The following is a 12,878-nucleotide window of genomic DNA, read 5'->3' on the forward strand; positions in this document are numbered from 1 at the left end:
TTATAACATAATGGTTATTTTTGTAAACTAGTATACTAAAAAAGACAAAACTCTTTATTTATAGCGATTATTTCACTTCTAAACTATGCATAAAACCTAAGAATTCTCGTTGATATATATTTTCAGCGTTTTCACGAGGAGATTCATGGTTTACAAATATATCTAGGACATCTATATAAGATTTTACCACGACTTCTAATCCCGATGCTATTTCTTCATCCGTTAATGTTAACGGGGCATTTTGTCCGACCGTTTCACAATAATAAAAGTGGTGTTCCCAAATAGAATCATAAAAGTATTCAGTTAAGTTTAACCCTTCTTTTATGTTTTGAACTTTGTACCCTGTTTCTTCAAAAACTTCTCTTTTTAAAGCGTCTATTAATGTTTCGTTTTTATGGACACCACCACCAGGTAGTGTGTATAAATCCCAATTCTTATTATAAACCAAAATAAAATCGTCGTTGTGTTTTAAAATGGCTCTAACCCCAACGCGTGGGGTTAGATGTTTGCAATCCTCTTTTGAAAGATTATCCTCAAATAACTCTAAAAACATATTATTTTTGGGTATCGATTAAGACCGGTATTACAATAGGTCTACGATTCGTTTCATTGTATAAATAACGACTAATTTCTTCACGTAAGCGTTCTTTGAAAACACGCCAATCAACGTAATTATGTTTAAAGATTTCACCAGAAATTTTTTCAGATAATTGCGTTACATCGGCAATTAAGGCTTCGTTTTCTTTCATATAAACAAATCCTCTAGAAACAATTTCTATGTCGCCTAAAATGCGTTTTTGTTTTGGGTCTACATTTAGTACAACCATAAAGACACCATCTTGTGATAGTGTTTCTCGATCTTTTAAGACTACATCACTTAAGTCGCCTTCTAAGATTCCGTCAACTAATACATCCCCACTCATAATTGAATAGGTGTGTTCCTTAGCTTTACCATCTACAAACTCTAAGACTTCACCATTATCTAATAGTTTGATATATTCAGGTGTATAATCCATACTTAAAGCGAGTTTTTTTAATGCAAACAAATGTCTATGTTCACCAATAACTGGAATGATATATTTAGGATTTAAAATATTCATTAATAATTTAATGTCTTCACTACTTGCGTGTGATGGTGGCAACATGGCTTTATCAATTTTTATTAAGTTGATGTTATTTCTATATAAAACATCTAATGTTCTTGAGGCAATTTTTTCTGTTCCAGGTATTGGTGGGGTCATTAAAATGACTGTGTCCGTTTCATTGATATGAATGAGTCTATCTAATTTTCTTACCATTCTTTGTAACATATGGAATGGTTCGTGACGATCTCCAGATACTAAAACGAGTGCATCTTCAAGTGCGTTTTTATTTTTATCATCGATAAACTTTAAAGTTAATAATTTATCTTCGGGGATTTTTAAATACCCTAAATTAAGGGCGATATCAATCATTCGCTGGGCTTTTCTGCCGATAATTGCGATTTTACGTTCATACCTTAATGCAATATCAATGACTTTCTGAATGCGAAAAATATCGGTTGAAAATGTTGAAACAACCACGCGGTTTTTAGCTTTAAAAAACGCTTGATTTAAGGCGTATTCTAAGTTTTTACTCGTATGTGAATGTCCGTGATGTTCGCACCCTAAACTCTCTGTTAGTAACGCTAAAACGTTTTTACCTGCAATACGTGCTAAACGTTCAAAGCTTGTTTTATACGCTCTATCTACGTTTTGATCAAAGGTATAATCAGGACTATAGACTATAACCCCGTCCTTGGTCGAAATAACGATACCAAATGATTCAGGTATTGAGTGGGTTGTTTGGTAAAAACTTATTTCAACTGCATCGAAATTAAGTGTGTCTTGTTTGGTGACTACGTTTAAAGTATAATCATCAAACGGCATGTTTTGTTCTTGCATAGAATCTTTTAATAATGCAATGGTAAACAAGCTTCCAAATACTGGAATATTAATTTGCTTTAGTAATGAAGGGACTGCCCCTATATGGTCCTCATGACCATGACTTAAAAAAAGGCCTTGGATAGAATCTTTATTTTCTTTCAAATAAGTAAAATCTGGTAAAACTGAATCGACACCGTATAGTTCTTGTGTTGGGTACTTTAACCCTGCATCCATAATAAAAAGTTTTTGATCAACTTCGATGCAATACATGTTTTTACCATCTTCTCCAAGACCACCTAAGGCGAAAAATTTAATTAATGACATCAGGTAACCTCCTCTTGGTCTTTGTCGTTTTTAATTATATCATAGTTTTGCAAAAAGTACTGTTTTGTGTTTAGTGAATTGTAAAATTATGGTACACTTTTATTAGGTGATAATATGATAAACTATCCAAATAAAAAATCAAGTTATGAAACGAAGAAAATAAGTTCGAAAAATCGAGGGATGACCTTTGAAGCGCTGATTGATGAATCTAATGCCTTTTATTTAATAAATAATAAAGCAGTGATTCACAAAAAGCCTACACCCATACAAATCGTAACGGTTGATTATCCTACGCGAAAAAAAGCTAAAATTATAGAGGCTTATTACCGTACACCTTCAACGACTGATTATAACGGTGTATATAAAGGCCACTATATTGACTTTGATGTTAAAGAAACGAATCATGCGACTTCTTTTCCTATAAAAAACATTCACAAGCATCAAATCGATCACCTAAAACAAGTTCATGAGCATGAAGGCATTGCTTTTATATTGATTTACTTTAAAAAACAAGGTACCATTCATTTATTTACTTATGAAAAACTTTATTATTTTCATCAAAGAGCATTAAATGGTAGAAAATCGATAAGTTATGAAGAATTACTTGAACATACTTACTTAGTAAAAGAAGGCTATCGTCCTAGTATTGATTACTTAAAAGTTGTCGACTTACTCATTAATAAAAAGTAAACTGCACAATTGTGCAGTTTTTTTATTGTTTTTGATAGTTCGGAGATTCTTGAGTGAGTTCAACTGAATGCGGATGGGATTCTTTTTGACCTGCAGCAGTAATACTAACAAATAAACCGTTATCTTTTAAATCATTGATTGTTTTAGTCCCACAATACCCCATACTAGAGCGTAGACCGCCAATGAGTTGGAAAATAACATCTTCGACTTTACCTTTATAAGGAACGCGCGCTTCTATGCCTTCTGGAACAAGTTTTTTTAGTTCGGTTTGATTTCCTTGAAAATAACGATCACTCGACCCTCTTCGCATGGCTGAGATGGACCCCATTCCCTGATACACTTTATACCTACGACTATTATAGTAAATTTCTTCTCCAGGTGATTCTTCGCATCCTGCAAGTAAGCTCCCTAACATAACTGTATCTGCACCAGCTGCAATGGCTTTACTAATATCACCGCTAAACTTAATACCGCCATCAGCAATAACAGGAATATTATGGGCTTTAGCGATTTCATACACATCCATAATCGCTGATACTTGAGGAACTCCAACCCCTGCAATCACACGGGTGGTGCAAATTGATCCTGGACCTACACCAACTTTTAAAGCATCCGCCTTAGCTTTAATTAGAGCACTTGCGGCTTCTTTAGTAACAATATTACCCGCAACCACAGGTAAATTTGGAAATAGGTTTTTAATGGTTTTAACCATTTCAATAACACCCTCAGAATGACCATGTGCTGAATCAATCGCAATAACATCTACAGAAACATCAACGAGCGCTTTAACGCGCTCTATTGTATCATCAGAAACCCCAACTGCAGCGCCACATCTTAGACGGCCTTGGGAATCCTTAGTTGCTTGCGGGTACTGTCTTGTCTTGTCAATATCTTTAATGGTTATTAATCCTTTTAATTTATTGTTTTCATCTACAATTGGTAACTTTTCAATACGATTTTCCAGTAAAATCGCTTTTGCCTCGTGTAAACTAATGCCAACAGGCGCTGTGATAAGATTTTTTTTAGTCATAGTACTTTCAACACTATAGCTTAAATCTTCACGATACCTAACATCACGGTTTGTGAGGATTCCAATTAAGGTTCCGTCTTCTTCGATTACAGGAAATCCGGAAATTTTATAATAGGCCATTAAATCTTCCGCATCTTGAAGGGTTTGCGATTTTGTTAGGGTTATCGGATCTGTAATCATACCTGCTTCGCTTAACTTGACACGTTTAACTGCTAGTGCTTGTTCTTTTATTGACATATTTTTATGAATAAATCCAATGCCCCCAAGCCTTGCAATCGCAATCGCCATTTTAGTTTCAGTGACCGTATCCATCGCACTACTGATAATGGGAATCTCTAGAGTAATATCCTTAGTTAATTTAGTCTTTAATATTGTTTCTTTGGGTAAAACATTTGAATGCGCTGGAATTAATAATACATCATCAAATGTGTATCCTTTCTTTACAATTTTACTCATCATTTCACCTCTTTATTCCCACTCGATTGTTGCGGGTGGTTTTGATGTTATATCATAAACGACTCGGTTGATACCTTCTACTTCGTTAACAAATCTACTGGAACATTCTTCTAATACAGCGTGAGGAATTTTCGCCCAATCTGCAGTCATGCCATCAATAGATGTTACAGCACGAATTGCTACAGTGTAATCATAGGTTCTATTATCTCCCATAACCCCAACGGTTTGAATCCCTGTTAAAACAGTAAAATACTGCCAAACTTCTTTATTTAAGCCATATTTTTCAAACGTTTCAGATAATATAGCATCACTTTCTTGAACAATCCGTATTTTATTTTCTGTGATATCCCCTAAAATTCTAACTGCTAACCCCGGTCCTGGAAATGGTTGTCTATAAATTACGTGTTTAGGCATATCTAATGCCTCACCTAAAAGCCTTACCTCATCTTTAAACAACTGATTTAAAGGCTCTATCAACTTAAACCCTAATTTTTTAGGCAATCCTCCCACGTTATGATGCGATTTAATCGTCTTTGCGGTTTTCGTGCCTGATTCTATGACATCTGTATAAAGTGTGCCCTGAGCTAAATATTTATAGTCTCCAATCGATTCTGCGGTACTTTTAAAGACGTCAATGAATGTTTTTCCGATAATTTTTCTTTTTTCTTCTGGGTCTATAATCCCATTTAACCTTGATAAAAATATTTCTTGTGCATCGATTTTTCTAATATCCATTTTATAAGTATCTTTAAATACTTTCATCACTTCGCTGGCTTCGTCTTTTCTTAATAAGCCATGATCAACAAATATACAGGTAAGTTGATCTTTAATTGCTTTATGAATTAATACGGCTGCAACGCTTGAATCAACCCCACCTGATAAACCTAGTAACACTTTATCTTTTTTTACTTTTTTACGAATTTGCGTAATTTCATCTTCGATAAAATCCTTTATTTTCCAGTTTCTTTCAGCTTTTGCAATTTCGATAATGAAGTTTTCAAGTATTTTTTGACCATGAACTGTGTTTTTCACCTCAGGATGAAACTGTAATCCATAAAAAGGATAGACTTTATGTTTAATTACAGCGATTATGTCATTACTTTTAGCAATTATTTTAAAGTTTTCAGCTACTTTATTAATATGATCTGAGTGAGACATCCAAACTCTTTCAATGTCATTTAATCCCTTAAATAGTACATCTTCTTCAGTCAAGGTAATATCGCTTTGGCCATACTCACGCTTCACTGACTTTTCTACTTGTCCTAAAAACATCCTGTTCATTAACTGCATGCCATAACAAATGCCTAATATAGGCAAATCAAGTTTAAAAATCGATTGATCAATCTTATAAGCATTATCGTCATAAACACTTAATGGGCCTCCGCTTAAAATAATGGCTTTTATATCATTAAAGTTTTTTAGGCTTTTGATATCAATGTCATACGGTTCTAATTGACTATAAACTCCTAGTTCGCGTATGTTTCTAGCAATTAATTTGGTATATTGACTTCCAAAGTCTAGTATAAGTACGGTGTCTTTTTTCATAATGTGCTCCTTTCTAAAATAAAAAACGCTCTTAAATCGAGCGTATCAATAGAATATAGTAAAAAATACCCTATTCATAGTCCCAACATTTACGGTATTGGGGTAGAGACGCTCGAACCATATCTTCGATATTATATGAATGTTAGTCTTATTCTACATGAAGCCGTTCATAAATTGCAAGATTAATCTATTTATTATTTTATATAGACAATTTTCTGTGGAAACTAAAGGGTTTTTTGGTCGTTTTCAACGATTATTGGTCGTTTTTCATTATAAAAATCAAATAAAAACGCTTATGAACGGCTGTACATAAGCGTTTTTGTTTTTTATTTTAAGGTTGTGCCACTTTTTATGGTTAACTCTTTAAAGACTGCGGTTGTAAAAATACGGCAATTTCTTTCTATAACTGTGTTTTCTGGGACATGAACGCCTTTAGCAATGACGTTAATTCCACTTGATAAAACATCAGGTTTGTCGTGATTAGGTGTATAATCATCGCCAAAACCTATTTTGGCATTAAAGTCTACAATAACATTTTTATCAATAATGGCATTATTGACAATAGCACCAGGCATAATTTCCGAATCATTTAAAATAACACTATTTTTAACGACTGCACCTGGATGAATGATGACTCCGGGACTTAATACGCTGCGGTAAACTTCTCCTGCGACAATTGATCCGTTTGAAATAAGCGCTTGATGAATGATGGCTTTACTGCCTACTTTAACCGAAGGCATCTCCTCACTGCGTGTATGAATACGCCATTTACGGTCATACATATCAAGCGGGACCTTATCTACTGTGCCGGTGAGTTCTAAATTTGCCTCTAAATATGAATCATAAGTCCCCACATCTTTCCAATAATCAGAAAATACATATGCATAAACGGGGACTTTAGATAGTAGATGCGGAATAATGTGTTTTCCAAAGTCTAAATCATCGGCTTTAACTTCTGTAATTGCTTTAAGTAACGTTTCTTTATCAAAGACATAAATACCCATTGATGCTAAATTACTATCTGCATCTTTAGGTTTTTCACTGAATTTTGTGATTTTAGTATCATCATCCGTTGTTAAAATTCCAAAACGATGGGTTTCATCCCATGGTACAGGTTGAACTGCTATAGTTAAAGCGGCATTTTTTGACTTATGATGATCAATCATTTTTCTATAATCCATTTTGTAAACGTGATCTCCTGATAAAATCAAAACATACTTTGCATCAGTTCTTCTTATGAATTCTATGTTTTGTAAAACAGCATCTGCTGTTCCAGCATACCACTCTTTATAAGGTTGTAATAATGAAAGTCTTGTATCACGACGATCTAAATCCCAAGGTTTCCCTACGCCAATATGCTCATTTAAAGATAAAGGTAAATACTGCGTTAAAATACCAATATGATAAATACCTGAATTACTACAATTACTTAATGTAAAGTCTATAATACGATACTTTCCAGCAAAAGGCACAGCTGGTTTAACACGTTTTTCACTTAATAAATCAAGACGAGAACCTCGTCCACCGGCTAAAATTAAAGCTAATGTCTCCATTTTATTCCTCCAACACTTTCTCATATAGTTTTACATAAGTTGCAGCACTTTTTTGCCAACTAAAATCTTCGTTCATGACACGTTTTACAAGTTTTTTATACGTTTTTTGATCTTTATAAACTTTGATTGCTATTTCAATCACTTCCAACATTTCATGGGCATTATAATTTGTAAAACTAAACCCTGTTCCATCATGAGTGTATTTATTAAATGGTAAAACTGAATCTTTTAACCCGCCTGTTTCTCTAACGATAGGGAGTGTTCCATAGCGCATGCTAATGAGTTGCGCTAAGCCACACGGTTCAAAGCGTGATGGCATTAAGAAAAAGTTTGACCCTGCATAAATTTGTCTAGCAATCGTATCACTATAGCCAAAATAGACGCCTACATGTTTTGGATATTTTTGTTTTAAGTGGTTGTAGAAAGTTTCAATGTCGTGATCTCCGCTACCAAGTAAAATAAACTGGATACGTTTTTCTTTTAATAAATTCTCAATAACCGCTTCAACTAAAGGGAATCCTTTAGCTTCTGTAAGTCTTGAAACCATGCCAATGACTGGTAGTTTTAAATCTTGTAGATGAAACATTTTAAGTAAAGCTTGTTTGTTTTCATTTTTACCAGAAACATAATTATTTAAGCCGAAGTTTTTATGAATGAGTTTATCTTTTTTAGGATCAAAATCATCTAAGTCAATGCCATTCATAATCCCTGTAAGTTTATGTTTTCGCTCTGTTAGTAGCCTACTCATACCAAATCCGAAATAATCATACATAATTTCTTCTGCATAGGTTTTGCTGACGGTTGTTATGTAATCAGCATTGACAATTGCAGTTTTTAAAAAGTTAATTTGCCCATCATACTCTATATCAGTATGATAAGGGACATTTAGATAAGGGAGTAATGTTTTAGAGAAAACACCTTGATAAGCAATATTATGAATCGTAAATATAGTTTTAAGTTTTGTGTAACGTTCATCATCGTTATAGTTTTGTTTTAAAATATAAGGAATTAATCCAGATTGCCAATCATTTAAATGTAGAACATCAGGAAAATAGTTGATTTCATGCAGCATTTTTAATACGGCTTGATTATAGTATCCATAACGCTCACCATCATCAAAATCACCATAAAGGTTTTCGCGGTAACCAAAGTAATATTCGTTATCAATAAAATACACTGTAACATTATCCGCTTTTATCGTTTCAATACCTACATATTCATCTTTTGTATGGATGCCAACTCTAAAATCCCTTACAAACGTAAGATCGTCCTTAAACTTTTCTTTAATTTTACGGTGTAATGGTAGAACTAAACTAACTTCGTGACCCAAAGATGCTAATGTTTTTGGTAAACTACCAAGTACATCTGCTAATCCTCCAGTTTTAATAAAAGGTGTTGCTTCACTACCGATAAACATTATTCTCATGATAATCCCTCCTAAATTCATTATACATGATACATTAGCGTTTAAAAAGGTTAAAACGCTATCAATGTGAGAAAAGATAAAAAAAGAAATCTCAAATAATGAGATTTCGTTTGTCAATAAAATTAGGGATAAATTTTAAATTATAAAGACTCTTGTGTATTAATCAGTTGATCTTTTAACGCAGTAAATAATACGAACCCAATCACTACTGTAAAAATCGTTGAAGGAATCATATAAGTTGCGTTATACACTGCCGATCCTATCCAAAAACGATAATTTAAGAACCCTTGGTCTCCACTAGGTGCAAACAACATAACACCCGATAGCCAATGGGACATAAATCTGAGTAATGAACCGATAATGATTCCTACTGCAAAGTATGTAGGGCTTTCTTTTTTACGTGCAAATATGTATCCGGCAACACCTAATAATCCAAATGCTATGGTGTAATCTAGGAAGAAACTTGCCCAGTGCCATAATACAAAGCCGTTTAGCATTAAGTCTAAGATTCCATATAACACACCAGACATAATTCCAATTTTAGCTCCGTGTCTTAATGCAATGATGAATATTGGAAGCATTGAAATACTAAAACTTCCACCTTGAGGCATTTTTGGTAAAGCCATCGCGATGAGTTCTAACACAATTGCAATCGCTAATAAAATGGCTACTTCAGTTATTTGTCTTGTTGATAAGCTTTTGTTTTTCATAAAATCTCTCCTAATAAAAATTGTTTTGTCCCTTTATTAGTAGGACAAAACAAATTTTGTTTTATATTTATCCTACGCTGGCATTACCCAGATCAGGTCAGGTCTATTCTAGTTTCAAGAATACTCTCAGCCTAGTTCTCTAAGCTCCCCCGATTTTATCGACACTCATATTATAGCAAATGTTTTTAATTAATCAATTGAATAGATAATTATTTTAAAAAGGTCTGAAACTCTAGCGTTAAGCCTTCAAAGTCCTTTACAAAGAAATGATATATTTTGAAATTTGGGTTTATGATGGGTGCGTGGTCAATGGCTATATGGTTTAATAAATAATCATACATTTTATCGACTTCAACTTCTGTTTCATAAACAAAGGTGATGCAAGTATTATCGTTGATATTCTTTGGATGATGCGTACAAAAACCAATTTTCCCGTGACCTTTTAAACAATAGATTAAACAAGTTTTTTGATATTTGTATAGTGGTAAGCCTAGTATTTTACCATAAAAGTTTTTTACATTTTCTAAATCGTTAACTCTGTAAAAATGAATGGCATCAATCATCGTAATCCCTCCTATAATTTCATTAAAATACATAAATCATTTTCTTCAAGTTTAAAGGTGTTTTCAAGATGTAAATTGTTTTCAAAAATGATTAAGGTTTCATTTCGAATGATTCCAAATAAGATGCTTTTTTTCTTAAAAGCTAGATAACTTGAGTGAACGGCTTGTTTATAGTTCTTAAATGTTATTGGGAATGTTTCATCAAAACATGCATTTGCTGGTTTAATTAAAACGGCATAATCATCTTTTCCTGGTTCGGATGGCGATATGGTAAGTAAGTCTTCATAAAACGATGCAGTCTCAGGAAATAGTGCGAGTTTACTTAGAAGTAAAGAGATAATTTTATTACTTATAATCGTATTTTCAATATTAAAATCTTTAATTAAACGGTCGTTTTTTGGATCTAAGAGTTCAACGATGATATGCGCGTCTTTTCTTTTGATATTGCTTTCAATATAAATCAGTGTATCAATAACATTTGCATCAAGGGCATCAGATTCAACAGATTCATCACTTAATAGTAAAATAGTGACTGGTTCAGTTTTCTCATTTAGTTTTTCAATTAAATGTTTTACTTCTGATGTTTCAACCCATTCTGCTTGAAACTTGCTTTGATGAAGCGCTTCATAACTATTAAACGCTTCTAAAATAAAGTCTAATTTGTTATTTTTTCCGATAATATATACTTCTTGAACTGATTTTTCAGTAATGGATTTTGCTTTTAAAGGTAATGGCCCATGTTCATTTTGCCTTGTTAAATATTTTGTTTGATTATTATCAGAAAGGACAAATAGATTATTGCTTACCTCAGCAAGTGGAATTGCATGCGTATGCATGGTTAAACAGTGTTCGAATGAAGTATCTTTTAATAAGTATATTTCACTACCATCAAATGAGAATAGTGATAAATATACATCTTCCATATGTTTTTCAATGATGGTTTGCGCGATGATTTGACCAAGTCTTCTATCAAAACAAATTGGGATGATTTGAGATGATTTAAGACCAGACACGACATTTTTCATTTTAAGTATTTTTGTTTTTGTTTCAATATGTTTAACTTCTGCAACAATGGTCGGTTGTTTTGGTAGTTTTAATTGGCCTAATCCTAAAACTATTTTAATAACATTCAAATCACTTTGACTCATGCCATCTTTAATAAGGTGATGTGCGTCTTTATTCATAATCAAAATCGCTTCTGCATGAATAATCGAAATATCTTCTAAATCAGATCTTAATAAAGGATCACCGTTTTTAACTAACACGTTTATTCTAGATAAATCATGAACAGCTTTTTTAGTCTTTTTAAGGGCATTAAATATTTGTTTTTCAGCAAAAGCTTTTTCAATATCCGCTAAAATTATTAAGGTAACTTCTTTACTTTCAACAAATAGTAAGTCTGCTACTAGTTCTGGTACTTTACTATTCCAGTTTAAGACAACAATGTGGTCTTCTAAGTAGACTTTTCCACTACCAGATTCTTTTTTATGAAAATAATCTTTGATCGCATTAGTAGTTAGCGCAATAATGGTCCCAGAAAAAAGCACTAATCCAACAACTAATACAATAACAGCTAAGAACAAAGTTTGCGGATTTTCAATGGTTAAAACAGCATTAGGTGTAAGCAACCACTTCACGCTTCCGTTAGTAAAAGCATCTATAAAGCTTGTATAATTATCGTCAATAATTAAGGCAATAATCGCAGCAACAATCAGAATTAAGATATTAATTCCTAGCATCATTAGTATGACAAATATTCTTGGTTTTTTATATGTTTTTATACTTAATTTGGAACGGATGGATTTGGCTCTTTTTTTCATTCCCATGATAGGTCTCCTTAATAGTTCAAATAAAGTCATAACACTATAGATTATAAGTGGTCTATGAATCCTTGCAAAATTATCTTAGTTAAAAATATAATGCTTAAAAGCTATTATTCGGTATAATTTAAAAACGTTAATTCTCTTCTCTTATAGTTTATCAAGTTGTGGCTTATAATACAATAAAACTTATCTTTAAAAAGGGCTTTATTAGTAACTTCATACATGCTATAATTAATTTGTATTTTTTTGTCTAGACTGAGAGGGTGATTATTATGACAGAAGAAAGTGTATTATCAAGGGTATGGGCTTTATTAATTGGGTATGCTTTTGTTTTTATTATGTTTATTGGTAAAAACACAGGTGTTTTCACAAGTATTATTCGTCACGAGGCAGATCCTTTTTTAATGATGCTATTTTACCTCGTAGGAATTTTTACAATTGGCTTTATATTATTGGTTTGGCATACGGAAGAACGTCCTAAATTAAACCGTATGATTGGATTATTTCTAAGCTTATTTTTTGGAGCCTTTGCGCTTATGCCGGTTTATGAAGATCATGGGCAAGATATTCTTAGAAAAAGTCCTATTGCTAAAATATTTGTAATTTTAAGTATGGTTATTAGTATCGGATTGGTTATTTATGGATTTGGATTTGGAAGCTTTAAAGTATTTTCTGATTCATGGTTAAAAGATGGATTTTTGCATATAATGACAGTAAACTTCTTAATCTTATATGTTTTCTCTATTGTTATTGCTAAAAACTATACACAAAAATGGCAAGTTACGTTTGTTCCTATTCTTGGCTTTTATTACTTTATTTACAGAGAATTCAATCGTTAAAAAAGGCAAATGCCT

The 12,878-nt window shown here is 32.7% G+C and carries 11 protein-coding genes and 1 riboswitch; of the genes, 2 read left to right on the forward strand and 9 right to left on the reverse strand.

What is annotated here, in order from left to right; genetic code table 11:
* Positions 1 to 67: 67 nt before the first annotated feature.
* Both ACHAJD_RS08900 and ACHAJD_RS08905 read right to left on the reverse strand, forming a co-directional pair.
* Entirely contained in the window at positions 68 to 553 is a 486-nt protein-coding gene (locus ACHAJD_RS08900) for an NUDIX hydrolase (RefSeq protein WP_435585517.1), read from the reverse strand.
* A 1-nt stretch (position 554) separates the two neighbouring features.
* Positions 555 to 2,228 carry a ribonuclease J gene (locus ACHAJD_RS08905; protein WP_435585518.1) on the reverse strand — a complete coding sequence of 558 codons (1,674 nt, stop codon included), beginning with the start codon at positions 2,226 to 2,228 and terminating at the stop codon, positions 555 to 557.
* A 117-nt stretch (positions 2,229 to 2,345) separates the two neighbouring features.
* Here ACHAJD_RS08905 and recU point away from each other — a divergent pair, with 117 nt between their 5' ends.
* Positions 2,346 to 2,918, forward strand: coding sequence for a Holliday junction resolvase RecU (gene recU, locus ACHAJD_RS08910; RefSeq protein ID WP_435585527.1), 573 nt, complete (start codon positions 2,346 to 2,348; stop codon positions 2,916 to 2,918).
* Positions 2,919 to 2,940: 22 nt separating this feature from the next.
* Here recU and guaB read toward each other — a convergent pair whose 3' ends face one another.
* The 7 genes from guaB to ACHAJD_RS08945 form a co-directional block, all read right to left on the reverse strand.
* Positions 2,941 to 4,407 (reverse strand): IMP dehydrogenase, encoded by a 1,467-nt coding sequence (gene guaB, locus ACHAJD_RS08915; RefSeq protein WP_435585519.1) that lies wholly within the window; start codon positions 4,405 to 4,407, stop codon positions 2,941 to 2,943.
* A gap of 9 nt (positions 4,408 to 4,416) precedes the next feature.
* Positions 4,417 to 5,949: a glutamine-hydrolyzing GMP synthase gene (guaA, locus tag ACHAJD_RS08920; protein ID WP_435585520.1), complete on the reverse strand. Its 1,533-nt coding sequence runs from the start codon at positions 5,947 to 5,949 to the stop codon at positions 4,417 to 4,419.
* A 57-nt stretch (positions 5,950 to 6,006) separates the two neighbouring features.
* Positions 6,007 to 6,108, reverse strand: a riboswitch (purine riboswitch).
* Positions 6,109 to 6,275: 167 nt separating this feature from the next.
* Positions 6,276 to 7,502: a glucose-1-phosphate adenylyltransferase family protein gene (locus ACHAJD_RS08925; RefSeq protein ID WP_435585521.1), complete on the reverse strand. Its 1,227-nt coding sequence runs from the start codon at positions 7,500 to 7,502 to the stop codon at positions 6,276 to 6,278.
* 1 nt (position 7,503) lies between these two features.
* Positions 7,504 to 8,928, reverse strand: coding sequence for a glycogen synthase GlgA (glgA, locus tag ACHAJD_RS08930; RefSeq protein WP_435585522.1), 1,425 nt, complete (start codon positions 8,926 to 8,928; stop codon positions 7,504 to 7,506).
* Positions 8,929 to 9,068: 140 nt separating this feature from the next.
* Positions 9,069 to 9,638: an energy-coupled thiamine transporter ThiT gene (locus tag ACHAJD_RS08935; RefSeq protein WP_435585523.1), complete on the reverse strand. Its 570-nt coding sequence runs from the start codon at positions 9,636 to 9,638 to the stop codon at positions 9,069 to 9,071.
* Positions 9,639 to 9,847: 209 nt separating this feature from the next.
* A complete protein-coding gene (locus ACHAJD_RS08940; RefSeq protein ID WP_435585524.1) occupies positions 9,848 to 10,201 on the reverse strand; it encodes a VOC family protein in 354 nt (117 codons plus the stop codon).
* An 11-nt stretch (positions 10,202 to 10,212) separates the two neighbouring features.
* Positions 10,213 to 12,027, reverse strand: coding sequence for a hypothetical protein (locus ACHAJD_RS08945; RefSeq protein WP_435585525.1), 1,815 nt, complete (start codon positions 12,025 to 12,027; stop codon positions 10,213 to 10,215).
* 269 nt (positions 12,028 to 12,296) lie between these two features.
* Between ACHAJD_RS08945 and ACHAJD_RS08950 the strand changes: the two genes are divergently transcribed.
* Positions 12,297 to 12,863, forward strand: coding sequence for a hypothetical protein (locus tag ACHAJD_RS08950; protein ID WP_435585526.1), 567 nt, complete (start codon positions 12,297 to 12,299; stop codon positions 12,861 to 12,863).
* The last annotated feature ends 15 nt before the right edge of the window (positions 12,864 to 12,878 follow it).

Origin of the sequence: Liberiplasma polymorphum, assembly GCF_043951795.1 — a bacterium.
Classification (GTDB): Bacteria; Bacillota_I; Bacilli_A; order Izemoplasmatales; family Izemoplasmataceae; genus Liberiplasma; species Liberiplasma polymorphum.

Bases quoted from the DNA above. Each gene is read 5' to 3' on its own strand.
- ACHAJD_RS08900 (WP_435585517.1), bottom strand. From the start codon at position 553: ATGTTTTTAGAGTTATTTGAGGATAATCTTTCAAAAGAGGATTGCAAA.
- ACHAJD_RS08905 (WP_435585518.1), bottom strand. From the start codon at position 2,228: ATGTCATTAATTAAATTTTTCGCCTTAGGTGGTCTTGGAGAAGATGGT.
- guaB (WP_435585519.1), bottom strand. From the start codon at position 4,407: ATGATGAGTAAAATTGTAAAGAAAGGATACACATTTGATGATGTATTA.
- guaA (WP_435585520.1), bottom strand. From the start codon at position 5,949: ATGAAAAAAGACACCGTACTTATACTAGACTTTGGAAGTCAATATACC.
- ACHAJD_RS08925 (WP_435585521.1), bottom strand. From the start codon at position 7,502: ATGGAGACATTAGCTTTAATTTTAGCCGGTGGACGAGGTTCTCGTCTT.
- glgA (WP_435585522.1), bottom strand. From the start codon at position 8,928: ATGAGAATAATGTTTATCGGTAGTGAAGCAACACCTTTTATTAAAACT.
- ACHAJD_RS08935 (WP_435585523.1), bottom strand. From the start codon at position 9,638: ATGAAAAACAAAAGCTTATCAACAAGACAAATAACTGAAGTAGCCATT.
- ACHAJD_RS08940 (WP_435585524.1), bottom strand. From the start codon at position 10,201: ATGATTGATGCCATTCATTTTTACAGAGTTAACGATTTAGAAAATGTA.
- ACHAJD_RS08945 (WP_435585525.1), bottom strand. From the start codon at position 12,027: ATGGGAATGAAAAAAAGAGCCAAATCCATCCGTTCCAAATTAAGTATA.
- ACHAJD_RS08950 (WP_435585526.1), top strand. From the start codon at position 12,297: ATGACAGAAGAAAGTGTATTATCAAGGGTATGGGCTTTATTAATTGGG.